Here is a 17,697-nt window from a genome sequence, read left to right as displayed (position 1 = left end):
TCTTATGCAACACTTCCACGTCCTCACCCGTCGCGGTTTTCTGGATCGCTCCTTTAAGATCGGTCTTGGCGTAGCCCTTTCAACCCTGACCGACATTCCGCTGGTCGTAAAGCGCGCCCTGGCCGAAGGCAACATCGGTCTGAACGGTAAAAAACTTATTTTTATCTTCCTGCGCGGCGCCAATGACGGATTGAACGCCGTGATTCCAGCCCAGGACCCGGCCTATATCTACAATCGCCCTAACATCGGAATTCCTTTGGATAGCAGCAGCTATACCCAATCCGGTCCCTGTGGTTTTTCCACAACCGGCACCGCCAATCCCACGTTCTCCGCTGCTGACACCGCCCTCAATCTGGGCAACCAGTTTGCCGCGCTGCATCCTTCCCTGAGATTTTTGGCGCCCGTTTATAATGCTGGCGATCTGGCACTGATACATCGCGTGGCATACCCAAATCAAAATCGCTCCCACTTCGATTCTCAAAACTTTTGGGAAAGCGCCGCCCCCAACAACAATCTGGTGAAAGACGGTATTTTTTATCGCGCCATGGTTCAATCCGGCCTGGCCAGTAGCGCCCCCTTGACCGGTGTCTCGATTCAATCTGCCCTGCCCTTCTCCCTCAGAGGCAGCGCTGCGGCGATGACCAATCTGACCGATCCCACGCGTTATAATTTGCTGGGCGTTCCCAATACCACTCAAGGAAACTACAAAGCCGACAAGGCCATCTACGCGTCCGATCAATTTTCCTTCCCGGACAAACTCGATCGCGACTTGTTGAACCTGCAATACAAAAACATGACCGATACCCTGGCCATTTTTGCAGGCATTGATTTCTCGGAAACCGGAAACACTTTTGTGGACAATACTTCAGGAGGCACGGATGGTGATGCCCCCTATTATCTATTCCCCACGCAAAACCAGAAAAACGGCGGAGCCTACATGAATGGCAGGACCAACGACACCACCAAGTATGTCGTGGATACCAGCGCCTATTCACTTTTCCTGAACTTAAAAGCCGCAGCGCTGATTCTGAACAAGACGGATGCCATCGTCGCCGGCACTGAATACGGCAGTTTCGACTTGCACCAAACCCAGGGCGGAGTGGTTGGTTCCCACGCCAAACTATTGAAAACTATTGGCTGGGCCATGTATGCCTTGCAAAATTATTTCACGACTTACGGTCGTGGAAACAACGCTCCTTCAAGCTCGGCCAAGGTAAACTGGAACGACGTTGTCGTCGTGACTCTCTCTGAATTCGGCCGCACCACCATCCAAAATGGCTCCGCCGGTACAGACCATGCCGAAGCTGGTGTCATGTTCGTTGCTGGTGGCGGTGTCAAAGGCTACAACAAAGGCAACCCCTCCGGAGTGTTCGGCTGCAGCCCGACCGATTCCTTTAACGGCATCAGTAATCTCGGCTGGGCTCCGGCCACTTCTGCCAGTGCTCAAAACGGTTCGATGTTCGGTGCCAGCGGACGTTACCTCAAGCGGGCAGTGGATTACCGATCCATACTGGGTAAATTGATTCGCGATCACCTCGGTGCCACCCAAAACCAGCTGAATCAAATCATTCCAGGCTATGCGGTCGCGGGTGAACGGCTCCTCAGCGGAGGAACTTCTTCCATCGATGGCGTTCCTATCTTTGGCGAATTGCCTATCATCTAGCAGGAACTCTCATCACCCGCGTTCAGGTGCTACGTGCTCCAGCGTTAGGATTTGTGCAGGTATTGATTTGCAATTTCCACCCTGCCACCGGAGCATTTGCTCAATGATTGCCCGACTTGCATATGCTTTGATGGCCGCATTTTTATTTTCCCAAACCCTGGCCTTCGGCGATTCCATCACGCTCATCCCCAGCGCTGACACCTCCATCATGGAAGTCACCCCCACCAACAATGCAGGAGCACGCGCCTGGATCAATGCCGGCAGCAACATGCACGGGCAACGAAACCGGGGTTTGATCAAGTTTGACATCGCTGCGAGTCTCCCAGCGAACTCGCGCATCACTTCCGCCTCATTGACACTGGCGGTAACAGGTATTCCTTCAGATGGCTATGCGATTGCCTACTTTGATTTGCACCGGTTGTTACGTCCTTGGGGCGAAGGAGACAAGAATTCGGCTTTGAGTCCCGGTCAGGGATTGGCAGCCACCACCAACGAAGCGACGTGGCTGAGCCCACTCTCGTTCACCACCAATTACTGGACGGTTCCCGGAGCAGCCGCGACGAACGACTATGCAGCCGTCACCACCGCCTCCCAGATTGTCTATGATACAATCCAGTCCCCCTACTACTTCCCGGACCCCGCAGACGATGATGGCCCGATGATCGCTGATCTGCAATCATGGTTGGACAATCCGGCCGCCAACTTTGGGTGGATTTTGATCTGTGAATCCGAAGAAATGCCTTCCACCGCACGCCGTTTTGCTTCTCGTGAGGATCCCGACTCTTCACCACAGCTAACCATCACTTACGATCCGCCTCCGCAACTAACTCAGATTAGTCACTCTGGTAATCAATGCAAAATTGAATTTACCGCCCAGGCTGGTCACACCTACTCGATGGAATTCCGGAATTCACTCACTGGAAATAACGAGTGGAATACTTTGACCAACCTCCCAGCACAAACGTTGACCACCAACATTTTGGTGACCGACCCGATTGTGGATTCCCAGCGCTTTTACAGGCTAAGGACGCCTTGAACAAACACAAATCAGGAAAAGCCTCAGCTTGATGTTACAGGGATGCTTTCCATCACGGCGGGTTGGTTCATGCCCAGCCAGTACTCATGAATTACCTTCAACAGCGTCCCCAAGCTGCTTAATTCGCCCGGCTTCACCAGGTAGGAATTCGCTCCCAGATCGTATGCCGATCGGATGTCATCTTGTTGATTGGAGGAAGTAAGCATGATTACGGGCAACCGCCGGGTGGCCGCATTGCTTCGTATCCATTGCAATACTTCCAGCCCGGACTTCTTGGGAAGTTTCAAGTCGAGCAACACCAGGTTGGGAAACGGATATTTTTCACGATCTGCGAAGGAATCCATGCCGCCCAGGTAGGAAATTGCCTCCTCACCATCTCCGACAACTTTCAGTTCGGATTCAAATTTTCCCTTCCGGTGCATGAGATTCACCAACGTCACATCGTTGGTATCGTCTTCCACGTGGAGAATAACAGTGGAGCGGCTCATGCAGGATCCTGATGATCCAACCAGAATCTGCTGCCATTTCCGGGAGAAGATTCCACCCCCACCCTGCCGCCCATTCTTTCCATGCCCTTGCGGACAATCGCCAGGCCTATGCCTGTTCCCGGATAAGTGTGCGAAGAGTGTAAACGCTGGAACAACCCAAATACTTTTTCATGATAATCAGGAGAAATACCAATGCCATTGTCCTGAATGTGAATGCGAACTCCACTTGGAATTTGCTCTGACCAGATCTCGATCCGGGGCGTTTTTCCCGGCTCAACGAACTTCAAGGCGTTGCTCACCAAGTTGCTCAGAATCTGCTTTAAGGTGGTTGAATGGCTTAAAACGGGCAACAAGGGCCGCTTGATAATAATTTCGGCTTTTTTGCTTTGTATCTCATTCTCCACATGAACCAACACCTCATTGAGGATGGATTCCATATCGACATTACAAAGCTTCAACTCCATCAGGCTTAAACGGCTATATTCCAGGAGGTCCTGCAACAGGTTATCCATGTAGCGGCCGGAATTAACAATCCGTTGTGCAAAATCCTGGCTGGCCGGGGTGAGCTTGTTCTCTGAGTCTTCCAACAATGCACGCGCGAAGCCTTGCATCGAGCGCAATGGAGCGCGCATATCGTGCGAGATGGAATAATTAAACGCCTCCAACTCCTTGTTGATTTCGGTAAGCGCCGACACCCGTCCCTGTAATTCTTCGTTCAGTTTCTGAATCTTTTCTTCAGCCTCTTTACGCGCAGTAATGTCCCGGGCAAAAATATAGATCAACTTTTCCGAAGCGAACGGAGCCGCAGTCCATGCCAGCCAGCAGTAGGAGTTGTCCTTGCGACGGTAGCGTCCCTCGAAAGAACAGGTCTTGCCCGCCCTCAGACTCTCCATTTGCGCGATCATTTGAAGATGATCCTCAGGATGGATAAGCTCAATTCCGGATTTCGCTTTGAGTTCCGATTCGCTGTAACCCAGGATTTTCTCCCATGAAGGATTCAACTGCAGGATGTAACCGTTGAAATCAGCGATTGCCAGCATGTCTACCGCAAGGGTGAAAAAGCGATTCCGCTTGGTTTCCCTTTCCAACCGGTCCGCCGTCTCCGCCAGTTTGCGCTGATGTTCTGCTTCCTCGATTTTCCGCAGTTGCTCGGCTTGAATTTTGATTTGCTCAGTCTTTTTGAACAACTGAACAAAAACGGAAACCTTCGCCTGCAGAACACTGGGAACGATGGGAGTAAGAATGTAATCCACCGCTCCAAGGGAGTATCCCCTGGCGATTTGATTCTCGGTATCGCTGATGGAGGTAACGAAGATAATTGGAGTGTCCTCCGTCTGCTGGCGTTTGCGGATCAGGGCAGCCGTTTCAAAGCCGTCCATGTCAGGCATGGAAACGTCCATCAGGATGACGGCGAATTCCTGCTGCAAAAGGCACTTCAAAGCCTCTTTTCCAGACCTGGCTTTGACCAGGTTCTCGCCCAGATGCTCCAGCACCGCCTCCAATGCCAGCATTTTATCGGCGCGATCATCAACAATAAGAATGTTGGCTTTTTTCAAAATTGATATTTTATGGACGTCGTTGCGTTGTGAAGGCTCCGGCGACCGGTGTAAAGACTCTTGTGTTCCTGTCGTGTTGTTAATCATGTGCTCCAACATTTCGGAGATAATTCCTTATCAACAACTTACTAACGATGGAGCCACAACCGTAGGATAGCCCGTAATTGCTCTGTGTCCACCGGTTTTGAAAGGTAATCTGAGGCGCCTGCCGCAATACACTTCTCACGGTCACCTTTCATCGCTTTCGCCGTGACAGCGATGATGGGCAGATTCTCGAATCCTGCGATCTCGCGGATGGCCTTCGTCGTGGCATAGCCGTCCATCATTGGAAGCATGATGTCCATCAGGACGATATCAATGTCTCGTGAATTGACGAGAATTTCAATGGCGTCCTTGCCGTTTTCCGCTGATACCACGCTCATCTTGAACCGCTCGAGCACACTGGTCATCGCGAAAATGTTGCGAATATCATCATCAACCAACAGAACCTTTTTGTTTTCCAAGACCCCTTGATGGTATGACTCCAACATCCTGCGTTGGCGCTCGGGCAGTCTGGCTGCATTGCGATGGAGCAGCAATGTGGTTTCGTCCAGCAATCTTCCCGGCGAGCTCGCGTCCTTGATGACGATGCTTTCCGCGAGTCCTTTCAGCTTGTCAGACTCACCTGCCAGCAGGTCCCTGGCGGTATAGATTATGACGGGTATGGTTCGGGAATCAGCTGACTTTTTGATTTCTTCCAGCAATTCAACACCGGTCATATCCGGCAGGCCCAAATCAAGCACCATGCAGTCAAACTTTTGTGATGCCAGCGCATCAAGTGCTTCTCTGCCGCTGGCAACCATGGTGGTGTTGACGTCTCCATTGCCGATCAATTCCCTGATGCTCATCTGCTGGACTGCGTCATCCTCAACCACCAACAAGTTCTTCATTGGGCGATCCACGAAACTCCGCATTTATCAAAGCTTTTTCAGCCGTCGATGTTTGCGATTTGGTCGTAAATCCCAGCGCACTCTGCGTGATATTTGGCTGCTCGTCCTTTTCAACACTGATGATTTGCACCGGAATGTGGCGCGTTGCCAGATCCAGTTTTAAACGATCCAGCACTCGCCAGCCATCGAAGTCTGGCAAATGTACATCCAGGGTAATGGCATCCGGCTTGAGATCCCGCGCCAATTGGAGCGCAGCCGCGCCCCGAGGCGTAATGATGCCTTTAAAACCTTTTGCATGGGCTGTTTCCAGCAAGACTCTCGCGTAGCCAGGATCGTCTTCCACAATCAAGACAACCTTGTCACCGGTGGCAATGGCGCCACGATCATCGTTGATCATCATTTGCTCAACTTGATCCGACGCTTCTACCAGAGCCTTGTCCACAATCTCGGCATCCACGACTTTCGCCGGAATCATGCCACGGTGTGATGTATCACGCCGGGTGGAGCGCGCTGGCGTATGCGTTTGTGGCAAATAAAGCGTAAACGTACTGCCCTGGCCAATGGCGCTCGCGAGCCGGATTTCGCCGCCCAGCAGCCGGGCAATTTCGCGGCTGATGGCGAGACCCAGGCCTGTGCCGCCGTATTTGCGGCTGGTGCTGCCGTCCGCTTGCTGGAACGCTTCAAAGATGATTTGCTGCTTCTCCGGCGGAATACCAATGCCGGTATCGCTGACGGAAAATGCAATGACGGAACGCGCCTGATTGAGCGTCTCGCGATCCGGACTCCAACCTTCCGTGACCAATGCGATACTGAGCGTGACGCCGCCTCGCTCGGTAAACTTGAATGCATTCGAGAGCAGGTTTCGAATAACCTGCTCCAACCGTTGCGAGTCGGTGAGCATGTGGCGTGGCAATTCCGAGTCCAGCTCCACGTCGAATTCCAGGCTCTTGGATTCGGCCACGTGGTTGAATGTGCGGCGCACATAATCCTGCAGTTCGATGAAGCGCATCTCGATGATATCGAGAGTGACCGTGCCGGATTCGATCTTGGAAAGATCGAGAATGTCGTTGATCAGGCTCAACAGATCGTTTCCAGAAGCATGAATAGTCTTGGAAAACTCGATCTGTTTCGGCGTGAGGTTTCCTTCCACGTTATGCGCGAGCTGATCGGCAAGGATGAGCAGGCTGTTGAGCGGAGTGCGCAGTTCATGCGACATGTTCGCGAGGAACTCGGACTTGTATTTGGAAGTAAGCGCGAGCTGCTTGGCTTTTTCTTCCAACGCCTGACGGGCTTGTTCCACTTCCGTGTTCTTGCGTTCCACTTCCGCGTTCTGCTCGGCCAGCAACATGGCCTTTTCCTGCAGTTCCTGGTTGGTCTTTTGCAACTCTTCCTGCCGGCTCTGCAATTCCTTCGCCAGCGATTGGGATTGCTTGAGCAAGTCTTCCGTTCGCGTGTTGGCTTCAATCGTATTCAACACGATTCCGATGGATTCCACAAGCTGATCCAGGAACGCTTGATGCGTCGGACTAAACTGGTCGAAGGACGATAGTTCCATGACCGCCTTCACCTGGCCTTCGAAGAGCACCGGCAGCACGATAATGTTCGTTGGTGGCGCCGAGCCGAGACCGGACGTGATTTGCACGTAGTCCGAAGGAGCATTGGTAATCAGGATGCGTTCCTTTTCCACTGCTGCCTGCCCCACCAAACCTTCACCCAGGGAGAATTTGTTGCTGACATTTTTACGGCTGCGGAAGGCATAGCTGGCCAGCAGGCGCAGGTAAGGATCGTTATCATCGCCGCGCATCACGGTCTCTTCCTTTGGCGTTTCCATGATATAGAACACACCATGTTGTGCGGACACCACCGGCGCCAGTTCGGACAGAATCAGCTTGCCGACAGTCAACATGTCCTTCTGGCCCTGGAGCATTCGAGTGAACTTCGCCAGGTTGGTTTTGAGCCAGTCCTGTTCGTTGTTCTTGATCGTGGTGTCCTTCAGGTTGCGAATCATCTCATTGATGTTGTCCTTGAGCGCGGCCACTTCGCCTCGCGCTTCCACCTGAATGGACCGGGTCAAATCACCTTTCGTCACAGCTGTTGCCACGTCAGCGATGGCGCGCACCTGCGTCGTAAGGTTTGCAGCGAGCTGATTAACGTTGTCGGTCAAATCTTTCCAGGTACCGGCGGCACCAGGCACATTCGCCTGTCCGCCCAGTTTTCCTTCGACACCTACTTCACGAGCCACCGTCGTCACCTGATCGGCGAAAATGGCCAGCGTTTCAATCATCCCATTGATCGTATCAGCCAGCTCGGCGATTTCGCCTTTGGCTTCGACCAGCAACTTCCGTTTCAAGTCACCATTGGCGACGGCCGTCACAACCTTCGCAATACCGCGCACCTGGTTCGTCAGGTTACCGGCCATGAAGTTCACGTTATCGGTCAAATCCTTCCAGGTGCCGGAAACACCTTTCACTTCGGCCTGACCACCCAGCTTGCCTTCCGTTCCCACTTCGCGCGCCACACGGGTCACTTCCGAAGCGAAGGAGGAGAGCTGGTCCACCATCGTATTGACGGTGTTTTTCAATTCGAGAATTTCACCTTTGACGTCGACCGTGATCTTCTTGGTCAGGTCACCATTGGCCACCGCCGTCGTCACCGCCGCGATATTACGCACCTGCGAGGTCAGGTTACCGGCCATGAAGTTCACGTTGTCGGTAAGATCTTTCCACGTGCCAGCCAAACCGCGCACGTCAGCCTGGCCACCGAGCTTGCCTTCCGTTCCCACTTCGCGCGCCACACGGGTCACTTCCGAAGCGAACGAGCGCAACTGGTCCACCATCGTATTGATGGTGTCTTTCAATTCGAGAATTTCGCCTTTGACATCCACTGTGATCTTCTTGGACAAGTCGCCATTGGCCACCGCCGTCGTCACCGCCGCGATGTTACGTACCTGCCCAGTAAGGTTGGAAGCCATGGAGTTCACCGAGTCGGTCAAATCCTTCCACGTGCCAGCCACACCTTTCACGTCGGCCTGACCACCCAGTTTTCCTTCGGTTCCTACTTCGCGGGCCACACGGGTCACTTCTGCAGCGAAGGAAGAGAGCTGGTCCACCATCGTATTGATGGTGTTTTTGAGTTCCAAAATTTCACCTTTAACATCGACCGTGATCTTCTTGGACAAGTCACCATTGGCCACCGCCGTCGTCACCGCCGCGATGTTACGTACCTGACCGGTCAGGTTACCGGCCATGGAATTTACGTTGTCGGTCAAGTCCTTCCAGGTGCCGGAAACACCTTTCACGTCGGCCTGGCCACCGAGCTTCCCTTCCGTTCCCACTTCGCGCGCCACACGCGTCACTTCCGAAGCGAAGGAGGAGAGCTGGTCCACCATCGTATTGACGGTAACCTTCAATTCCAGAATTTCCCCTTTGACGTCGACTGTGATCTTCTTGGTCAGGTCACCATTGGCCACCGCCGTCGTGACCGCTGCGATGTTGCGCACTTGTGAAGTCAGGTTACCGGCCATGGAGTTCACCGAGTCGGTCAAATCTTTCCACGTCCCAGCCACACCTTTCACATCCGCCTGGCCACCGAGCTTTCCTTCCGTTCCCACTTCGCGGGCCACACGGGTCACTTCGGCCGCGAAGGAACGGAGCTGATCCACCATCGTATTGATCGTGTCCTTGAGCTGGAGAATTTCGCCTTTGACGTCCACTGTGATCTTCTTGGACAAGTCACCGTTCGCCACCGCGGTAGTCACTTCAGCGATGTTACGCACCTGGCCGGTGAGGTTGGAGGCCATGGAGTTCACCGAGTCGGTCAAATCCTTCCACGTGCCAGCCACACCTTTCACATCCGCCTGGCCACCGAGCTTTCCTTCCGTTCCCACTTCGCGCGCCACACGGGTCACTTCGGAAGCAAACGAACGGAGCTGGTCCACCATCGTATTAATGGTGTCTTTGAGCTGCAGAATTTCCCCTTTGACGTCCACCGTAATCTTCTTGGACAAGTCACCATTGGCGACTGCAGTCGTCACGTCAGCGATATTACGCACCTGACCGGTCAGGTTGCCGGCCATGGAATTCACCGAGTCGGTCAAATCCTTCCATGTTCCAGCCACACCTTTCACATCTGCCTGTCCGCCCAGTTTTCCTTCCGTTCCCACTTCGCGGGCCACACGGGTTACTTCCGCTGCGAAGGAGGAGAGCTGATCCACCATCGTGTTAATGGTGTTTTTCAATTCCAAAATTTCGCCTTTGACGGACACGGTAATCTTTTTCGACAAGTCACCATTGGCGACAGCCGTGGTCACGTCAGCGATGTTACGTACTTGCGAGGTCAGGTTACCGGCCATGGAGTTCACCGAGTCGGTCAAATCCTTCCACGTTCCAGCCACACCTTTCACATCGGCCTGGCCACCGAGCTTCCCTTCCGTTCCCACTTCGCGCGCCACACGGGTCACTTCAGCCGCGAAGGAGCGGAGCTGGTCCACCATCGTATTGATCGTGTCCTTGAGCTGCAGAATTTCCCCTTTGACATCGACTGTGATCTTCTTGGATAAGTCACCATTGGCGACAGCAGTCGTCACGTCAGCGATGTTACGCACCTGGCCGGTGAGGTTGGAGGCCATGGAGTTCACCGAGTCGGTCAAATCCTTCCACGTGCCAGCGACACCACGCACTTGCGCCTGACCGCCCAGCTTCCCTTCCGTTCCCACTTCGCGCGCCACACGGGTCACTTCCGCTGCGAAAGATGAGAGTTGATCCACCATCGTGTTAATGGTGTTTTTCAATTCCAAAATTTCACCTTTGACATCGACCGTGATCTTTTTGGACAAGTCACCATTCGCCACGGCTTTCGTCACGTCCGCGATGTTACGCACCTGACCGGTCAGGTTACCGGCCATGAAGTTCACGTTGTCGGTCAAATCCTTCCACGTTCCAGCCACGCCTTTGACCTGCGCCTGGCCGCCGAGCTTCCCTTCCGTTCCCACTTCGCGCGCCACACGCGTCACTTCCGAAGCGAAGGAGGAGAGCTGGTCCACCATCGTATTGATGGTGTTTTTCAATTCCAAAATTTCGCCTTTGACGGACACGGTAATTTTCTTGGACAAGTCGCCATTGGCAACGGCCGTCGTCACGGCGGCGATGTTACGCACCTGTGCCGTCAGGTTACCGGCCATGAAGTTCACCGAGTCGGTCAAATCCTTCCACGTTCCCGAGACACCTTCCACTTTTGCCTGGCCGCCCAATTCTCCTTCCGTTCCCACTTCGCGCGCCACACGCGTCACTTCAGATGCAAACGAACGGAGCTGGTCCACCATCGTATTGATGGTATCTTTCAGTTCCAAAAATTCACCTTTGACGTCCACCGTGATCTTCTTGGTCAAGTCGCCATTGGCCACCGCGGTCGTCACTGTGGCGATGTTACGCACCTGGCTCGTGAGGTTGGAGGCCATCAAATTCACGTTATCGGTGAGATCCTTCCAAGTACCGGCGACACCTTTGACGCGGGCTTGACCACCGAGTTTTCCCTCAGTTCCCACTTCGCGCGCCACACGCGTCACTTCGGATGCAAACGCGCCGAGCTGATTCACCATCGTATTGACCGTTTTGGCAGTACGAAGAAATTCGCCCTCGAGCTTGCGGCCTTCGGTTTCCGTCGCCATGTTCTGGGAAAGGTCGCCCTTGGCCACAGCACCGATCACACGGGCCGTTTCGCTAATGGGATGTACCAGGCAACTAATCAAGGTGTTAACCGAGTCAACACGCTCTTTCCAGGCTCCGCTGACATCCGTGAAGGTCAGGCGCTCGGAAATCTTCCCTTCTTTGCCGACGACATGGCTGATGCGGCTGAGATCATGAGTGGAACGATCCATGATTTCGGCCAGATCATTAAATGTATCCGCCACTTTTCCAGCCAGGCCGGTCCATTCCACAGGTAAACGCGCAGTAAAATCCCCCTTCTTCAGCGCATTCAAAGCTGCCAGAACCGATTTGGTATCCAGATCGTCCTTCTGGGCCGGTTGAACCGCTGCCTGAGCTCTCAAATTGAGTCGGGCCATTCGGCTCTTCGCTAAACGAGCCTTCACCCCTTTGGCTTTACTCCCGTGGAGTGGCTTATTCGGGCCGTTTCCCTCACCATCTGCTTTACTTCCGGTGCCATTGATTTGCACAGGCTCTTCGTTCATGGAAGGGGAGTGATTCTTTTTCATTGTGTGGTCAGGTCCTGGGGAGCGAGGTTAAGACAAAGAAATCGACGGAGCAGCAAACTGCTCTGAGAGGTAGAAGGTCGCTTTCTTTTATAGTACATCACTAAAACAGCTTTAGGTTCAGGATATTAAATAAAGGCACTAGGGCAAAACCCGATATGGGGTGTTCACCCACCGCGATAGTAATAATCTCCCGAAAAAGCACGATAATGCAAAAAATATTTTACTGTTTTACCGGGGTCGCGGGTTTTATTCCATTGCGCGGGTTGCACTGGGCCAGCCATGCTTATAGAATCCCTCCATGCGAATTGATCCCCATCAGTCGTTAATCCTGTTTTATGTCTGGTTGGCTATCGGAACATCTCCTCTCTTCGCCTCCGATAAAACGGATGCGCCCAGGCAACCGCAACCGGTTTACGAAACGCGGAAGATTCACGATTCGGACGGCATTGGCAAGTTCTACCAGGGACGTGAAATCGCCCACGTCATGGGCCATGAAGGCTCCAACTGGCTTGAACGCCCCGAACGCGAGCAGGAAGAGAAACCTTCCCTGGCCATCGAAGCATTAAAACTGAAGCCGGGCGAAGCCGTAGCCGACATTGGCGCCGGCACTGGCTATTATACCCGCCGGTTGGCTCAGAAAGTGGGAACCAATGGCGTTGTATTTGCCGTTGATATCCAACCGGAAATGTTGGAAATGCTCACCAATAAAATGACCAGGATGGATATACACAATGTAAAACCTGTTCTTGGCACGATCACTGACCCCAGGTTACCTGTTAACTCAACCGATCTCATCCTGATGGTGGATGTCTACCACGAATTTGATCATCCCTACGAAATGACCGAAGCCATGATCAAGGCGCTTAAGCCCGGCGGCCGCATAGTTTTCGTGGAGTTTCGAGGCGAAGACCCGAGTGTTCCAATCAAAAAGGTTCATAAAATGACCGAAGCCCAGGTTCGAAAAGAAATGGCTGCGTTCCCGCTGGAATGGGTGGAAACCTCGGAAGTCTTACCGATCCAACACATCATTGTATTTCGCAAAAAGTAAACCGTGATCCTGATCGGTGACCGCGCTGTTCCTGCTTGAACTGAAACGTGCGATAAATCGGCACTGTTCAGCTCAGCCACTTAACACAGAAATAAAATTTCCTGAACACAAATCTCAACGTGCCGTAACATGAATCGCCCGGCAACCAGCAAATCGCCGCCGGGCGAGGTTGCCAACATCTCAGTTCCTTGCGTCTAAGTAACTCTGCACCTCCTCCTCCAATGCACCCAGACTCTCAACCAGCAGAACGTACGACCCAACTCAATCCTCCTAACAGCACTCTCCGCATTCGTAATCCCTCCATCATGTCCAAATGCTATAACTCCCACACCACTCCATTGGGCCCCGCATTGATCACAGGTGTGTTACCAATCCTTGCCTGTTGGCCGCCGCTCGCGTGAATGTGACCGCAAACTACCAACTTCGGCTTAAGCTTGACCACCGCATCGCGCACCGCCGTGCTGCCCAGATTCTCTCCTGACGCTGCAACATCAACCGCGCCTTTCGGTGGCGAGTGCGACACCAACACCGCTCCTGCCGGGCAGCCAGCCAACAATCTCGTGGCATCAGCTTCGGAAAAATCCCAACTCCATGCACCAAATGGCGTGATCGGAATTCCACCACCAATCCCAAAAAATGGTACCCCTTCAATCTCATGGCTGTTTCCATGCAACACGCGCGCCTGCGGCCACGACTCACAAGCCGCAACCAACTCTTCCAAAGATTCATTATTCCCCGGCACCACCACTGCAGGACACTTGATCTCGCGCAGAATTGGAATACACGCTGAAACATTCCTCCGCGCACTCCCAAAATCTCCTGCGCCGATGACGACATCCATCCCTTCAGACATTTGCACCAACCGCCGTGCCGCCGCTGTGTTTGCGTGCAGATCGCTGAAAAGCAGTAGTTTCACTCTTCAATTGTATGAAAGAACCTTTCGCTGCCAAGGTAGGAAATTTGCTGCCAGGTTAAAGCTCAGAAAATTTCACTTCATATACAAATTACACCACGACCGGTGTCTATCTTCACAAAGGGCAAACAAAAGACTGGAACAATATGGGTAGAAAAAGCACCGAAGGTCCACTGCCAGGGAATGACTCCAGCCATCGCACTGTCATCTTTCTGATCCTGAGCTGTGCACTTTTTTTGTTCATCGGCATCTGGCTCAAGTTACGTCACAACCGCATAGCCACCGATGTCGCCCAAACTTCCAGCCATGAATCATTTTCCCCAAAATCCTCCGGCCTCATACATCCCCCCTTACCCCATTCTTCATCGACCTCAAAACCCGCGATTCCCCCGGAAGAAATCGTCGCCAGCAAAGTCATCCAGTTCGCCCGCAACCGCCGTGCGATTGCCGAGGCTATGGGCCGTCGTGACAAAATGGAAATGCCCGACGAAGTAAAACGGTTCTTCGCTGCCGCCGAGGACGGTCGTTGGGAGGAACTCGATGTCATCTTTAAATCTCTGCGCGACGTAAGGGACCACAAGCTGGGTCTCCGCGACAATCCACTTTCTGTGGCCCTTCCCACCTTTTGGCCGGCTGTTCTCGATACCTACGGCGTTGCCGAAGCTGCTCACAGCTGGCCTGCACAAAAGCTCCTCGACTATGGCCAGGATGTGCTTGGCTCACTGCGTCCAGATATGGTTTACGTCGGCGGCACCGATCCCGGCCGCTGGATACCCACTCTCCTGAACGAAACCAGTGAAGGCGAGCATCACATTGTCCTCACCCAAAACGGCCTCGCTGCCGGCGATTACCTCGATTATCTCGATTTCCAATATCACGACCGCTTCTCGACGCTAACCGCGGAGGACTCTAAAAATGCCTTCCAGGATTATCTCACAGATGTACAAAAACGCTTGCAGCATGATCAACAATTTCCCAACGAACCCAAACAAGTCCGCCCCGGTGAGAACATCAACATCACCGATGGACGCACCGCAGTTTCAGGCCAGGATGCAGTGATGGCAGTAAACGAAAGACTTCTGCAAATGCTCCTCGAAAAAAATCCCAACCTCTCCTTTGCCCTGGAAGAATCTTTTCCATTGAAATCCACCTACGCTGACGCAACGCCCCTTGGCCCTCTCATGGAACTCCGCGCGCAGGATGCTCAAACCACTTTTACCGCTGAACGCGCAACTCAGACCCTCGATTATTGGAACGCCGCCACGCAAAAATTGCTCTCAGACCCCGAAGCTTCCGGCTCATCCGACACCATGAAGACCTATTCTCATGATGCCGTCGCCCAGGCCAATCTCCTTGCCGCTCACAATTTCGACGCTGAAGCCGAACAAGCGTATCACCTCGCCAACCAGCTTTGGCCTGAGAATCCCGAGCCAGTCAGCGCTCTCTCAGAAATCCTGTTCCAGAATGGCCACCCCGAAGAAGCCCGCCAACTCATCGACGATTTTATGCGCAATCATCCTGACGCCCGCCCCGGCATGGAAAAACTCCGAGGAAGCAGCACAACAGAAAAACCTAATTAACAGGTCACGCAGCGCCAACAAGCAATAAATTAGATTCTCTGGCGTCCTCACTTATTTTTTCTTCGCGACACCGGCTTCCTCGTTTTTGAGTTGCCACAGATCCTTTCGCACGACAGGCGGAGGATCAATTAACTGGATTTTACGATGAAAGAGTCCAGCTAGTTTCACTGCACAATCCTGCATCCTGCTCGTGAAGGTCGGCGGATCGCCCAGCACCATGCCCCAGGTCCACACTTCGCCATCACGTGTCACAGCAACTCCAATCGGTTCGTGATGGCCGGGCGCAGCCGCATGCGCGGCGCCAGCAGTGTAAGCCACTACATCCTTTGGTAACTCGACGCGCCTGAACTGTACCGGCTTGTAGGGCGGACGCGGGCCGTTGGGTTGGGAATCAGAGGCGTCCATGAACCAAAACGAACCGTCCTTCTTTGTCAGTCCAGAGCACCACCACCCCAATCCGCAGGTGGAAATGCCGCGCCAATCACCATCGGTTCCGATACGCAAGGGCGTTATTACGCCCGGCGCCTGGTTCGTCACACCAGTATAGGCATCTGCATTCCGTCCCCAGGTCCATAGCGTCCCATCCGATTTGATGGCGAAAACCGTATTCACACCAAAGCCCACATCCAACCAGTTGGTGTCTGGCGAAACGCGGATCGGAACCAAAAATGCGTTGCTTCCCTGGGGAAATGCAGGATCCGGATTTTCTCCCCAATACCAGAGACTGCCATCGGATTGCTGTGCCACGACCTCCAGAATCCCGCTCCAAACCTTGATCCAGTTCGTGCTGGAGCCCACTTGCACAGGTACCAGGCTATTGCTTGTTGAACCATTTCCCAACTGCCCGGCCCAATTGACACCCCATGCCCACAACGTCCCATCCTTTTTTAACCCGACCGAATGCCCACCACCCGCCACCGCCTGCTTCCAATTGTTCCCCGGAGCTGCTGGAACTGGAATTTTTGACATCGGATTGGTTTTCCCGGCTGTCCCCACTCCAAACTGCCCGTGGAGGTTCTCACCCCAAGCCCACAACGTCCCGTTTGATTTGATGGCCAGATTACGGGCTGCCGATGAACTGATGCCGACCCAATCGTTATCATTGCCAATGCGCTGCAAGTGCGTTTGCTTGCTTACCTTTCCCAAGCCGAGCACCGGCCATCCCAAAAAGTCTGTCCCCCACGACCACAGGCTGCCATCCGAAGCCAGGATGATTCCATGCACTTCGCCTAGGCTGATCGCGGGAGTGCCCTTCCCCACCGGCAATCTCAGTCCGCCGTTTCGCAGAGAAATATTAATTATGAGAACAAGGAAGATCACCAAGAGAGCGATCACGAACACGATGCGGCGTTTCCTCATTCCAGAAGCATGCCGAATCTGTCGCAAAAAATCGACAATTACTATCGTTCCCTCATGGTCAACCGTTCGGCCAAAGTTCCCGAGTGCAACTCCAGCTTATGCCCATCCGGGTCCAGAAAATAAAACGAACCGGCGCGTTCCGACTCCTGCCATTCCGCCACACCCGCTCTCAACAATTTCTCCTTCAACACCGGCAAACCATCCTTCGACACACTCAACGCCAGATGTGTGTACTCCGGCAATGGCCCCGACCGGACATTTTCATCCACCACCAACGCGAGCCAAAATGTCCCCGCCTCCAGATACGCCGAATGCCCCTTCCGCATCCACACTTCAAAACCTAACAAATCCGAGTAAAACGCCACTGACCTCTCCAGGTCCTTCACTGAAAGCGTGACGTGATTAATACCGCAAACATTTTCCATGAATCAGCAGTTGCTTCGGACGTTTCTTAATAATAATTCGCGGAAGGTTTCTTCAGCACCAGATACAAATGGAGCCTCATAAGTTAGCAGGATACAGGTTTCAGGATGACGAATAACCGCCTGGCCAAAAAATGCATCTTTGGTTCTCGTCTCAGCTAAAATGGTCCAGCACGGAAAAACGCAGGCCGCCCTATCCTCATCCAGGGCCTTTACAACATTCAAATCCGGATGCGAGGCTGCATTTAGTGCTGACCGCAATGCGTTTTGAAAAATGGATTCCGAATGCTGCTTTTGTTCCTTCCCAAGCCCGTTGCCAACAATTCTGTAAGCCGACACGATCACTTCTTCGCGCTTCGGACTATGCAGCACCAACCGCGTGCCGTCTGTCGAGGAAACCCAGGTCTCCGGCAATTCAAGAGCTAATGCTGAGCCAATCATTATCATTTTCGTAACGATGAACCGTCTTCCTTTAAATCATTATCAGTTTGC

12 protein-coding genes are annotated in these 17,697 nt (G+C 53.2%); 4 read left to right on the top strand and 8 right to left on the bottom strand.

Annotated features, from left to right (window positions below):
* Nucleotides 1-4 precede the first annotated feature (4 nt).
* Together CFLAV_RS16695 and CFLAV_RS16690 are read left to right on the top strand one after the other, a co-directional pair.
* Nucleotides 5-1,663, top strand: coding sequence for a DUF1501 domain-containing protein (locus tag CFLAV_RS16695; RefSeq protein ID WP_007415954.1), 1,659 nt, complete (start codon nucleotides 5-7; stop codon nucleotides 1,661-1,663).
* Nucleotides 1,664-1,766: 103 nt separating this feature from the next.
* Entirely contained in the window at nucleotides 1,767-2,699 is a 933-nt protein-coding gene (locus CFLAV_RS16690; protein ID WP_007415953.1) for a DNRLRE domain-containing protein, read from the top strand.
* 23 nt (nucleotides 2,700-2,722) lie between these two features.
* Here CFLAV_RS16690 and CFLAV_RS16685 read toward each other — a convergent pair whose 3' ends face one another.
* The 4 genes from CFLAV_RS16685 to CFLAV_RS16675 all read right to left on the bottom strand — a co-directional run bounded on the left by CFLAV_RS16685 (nucleotide 2,723) and on the right by CFLAV_RS16675 (nucleotide 11,883).
* A complete protein-coding gene (locus tag CFLAV_RS16685; RefSeq protein ID WP_007415952.1) occupies nucleotides 2,723-3,187 on the bottom strand; it encodes a response regulator in 465 nt (154 codons plus the stop codon).
* Nucleotides 3,184-4,743, bottom strand: coding sequence for an ATP-binding protein (locus CFLAV_RS16680; RefSeq protein ID WP_160164599.1), 1,560 nt, complete (start codon nucleotides 4,741-4,743; stop codon nucleotides 3,184-3,186). The genes CFLAV_RS16685 and CFLAV_RS16680 overlap by 4 nt, the downstream gene beginning before the upstream one ends.
* 128 nt (nucleotides 4,744-4,871) lie before the next feature.
* Nucleotides 4,872-5,672, bottom strand: coding sequence for a response regulator (locus tag CFLAV_RS37865; RefSeq protein ID WP_202796910.1), 801 nt, complete (start codon nucleotides 5,670-5,672; stop codon nucleotides 4,872-4,874).
* Nucleotides 5,650-11,883: a HAMP domain-containing protein gene (locus CFLAV_RS16675; RefSeq protein WP_007415949.1), complete on the bottom strand. Its 6,234-nt coding sequence runs from the start codon at nucleotides 11,881-11,883 to the stop codon at nucleotides 5,650-5,652. The genes CFLAV_RS37865 and CFLAV_RS16675 overlap by 23 nt, the downstream gene beginning before the upstream one ends.
* A gap of 298 nt (nucleotides 11,884-12,181) precedes the next feature.
* Here CFLAV_RS16675 and CFLAV_RS16670 point away from each other — a divergent pair, with 298 nt between their 5' ends.
* Nucleotides 12,182-12,931 carry a class I SAM-dependent methyltransferase gene (locus tag CFLAV_RS16670; RefSeq protein ID WP_007415948.1) on the top strand — a complete coding sequence of 250 codons (750 nt, stop codon included), beginning with the start codon at nucleotides 12,182-12,184 and terminating at the stop codon, nucleotides 12,929-12,931.
* A 316-nt stretch (nucleotides 12,932-13,247) separates the two neighbouring features.
* On the opposite strand, the gene CFLAV_RS16665 is transcribed toward CFLAV_RS16670, so the two are convergent.
* Nucleotides 13,248-13,847 carry a metallophosphoesterase family protein gene (locus tag CFLAV_RS16665; RefSeq protein ID WP_040549155.1) on the bottom strand — a complete coding sequence of 200 codons (600 nt, stop codon included), beginning with the start codon at nucleotides 13,845-13,847 and terminating at the stop codon, nucleotides 13,248-13,250.
* Nucleotides 13,848-13,990: 143 nt separating this feature from the next.
* On the opposite strand from CFLAV_RS16665, the gene CFLAV_RS16660 reads away from it, so the two are divergent.
* Entirely contained in the window at nucleotides 13,991-15,424 is a 1,434-nt protein-coding gene (locus CFLAV_RS16660) for a tetratricopeptide repeat protein (RefSeq protein ID WP_007415946.1), read from the top strand.
* 51 nt (nucleotides 15,425-15,475) lie between these two features.
* On the opposite strand, the gene CFLAV_RS16655 is transcribed toward CFLAV_RS16660, so the two are convergent.
* Genes CFLAV_RS16655 through CFLAV_RS16645 form a run of 3 tightly spaced genes read right to left on the bottom strand, consistent with a single transcriptional unit; the run spans nucleotide 15,476 to nucleotide 17,646 of the window.
* Entirely contained in the window at nucleotides 15,476-16,783 is a 1,308-nt protein-coding gene (locus tag CFLAV_RS16655; RefSeq protein WP_007415945.1) for an RCC1 domain-containing protein, read from the bottom strand.
* Nucleotides 16,784-16,824: 41 nt separating this feature from the next.
* A complete protein-coding gene (locus CFLAV_RS16650) occupies nucleotides 16,825-17,208 on the bottom strand; it encodes a VOC family protein (RefSeq protein WP_007415944.1) in 384 nt (127 codons plus the stop codon).
* A gap of 3 nt (nucleotides 17,209-17,211) precedes the next feature.
* Nucleotides 17,212-17,646, bottom strand: coding sequence for a hypothetical protein (locus CFLAV_RS16645; protein WP_040549153.1), 435 nt, complete (start codon nucleotides 17,644-17,646; stop codon nucleotides 17,212-17,214).
* Between the last annotated feature and the right edge of the window lie 51 nt (nucleotides 17,647-17,697).

This window comes from Pedosphaera parvula Ellin514, assembly GCF_000172555.1.
GTDB lineage: Bacteria > Verrucomicrobiota > Verrucomicrobiia > Limisphaerales > Pedosphaeraceae > Pedosphaera.
The sequence above is the reverse complement of the archived record's forward strand: the minus strand, read 5'-3'. Positions and strand labels throughout refer to the sequence as shown.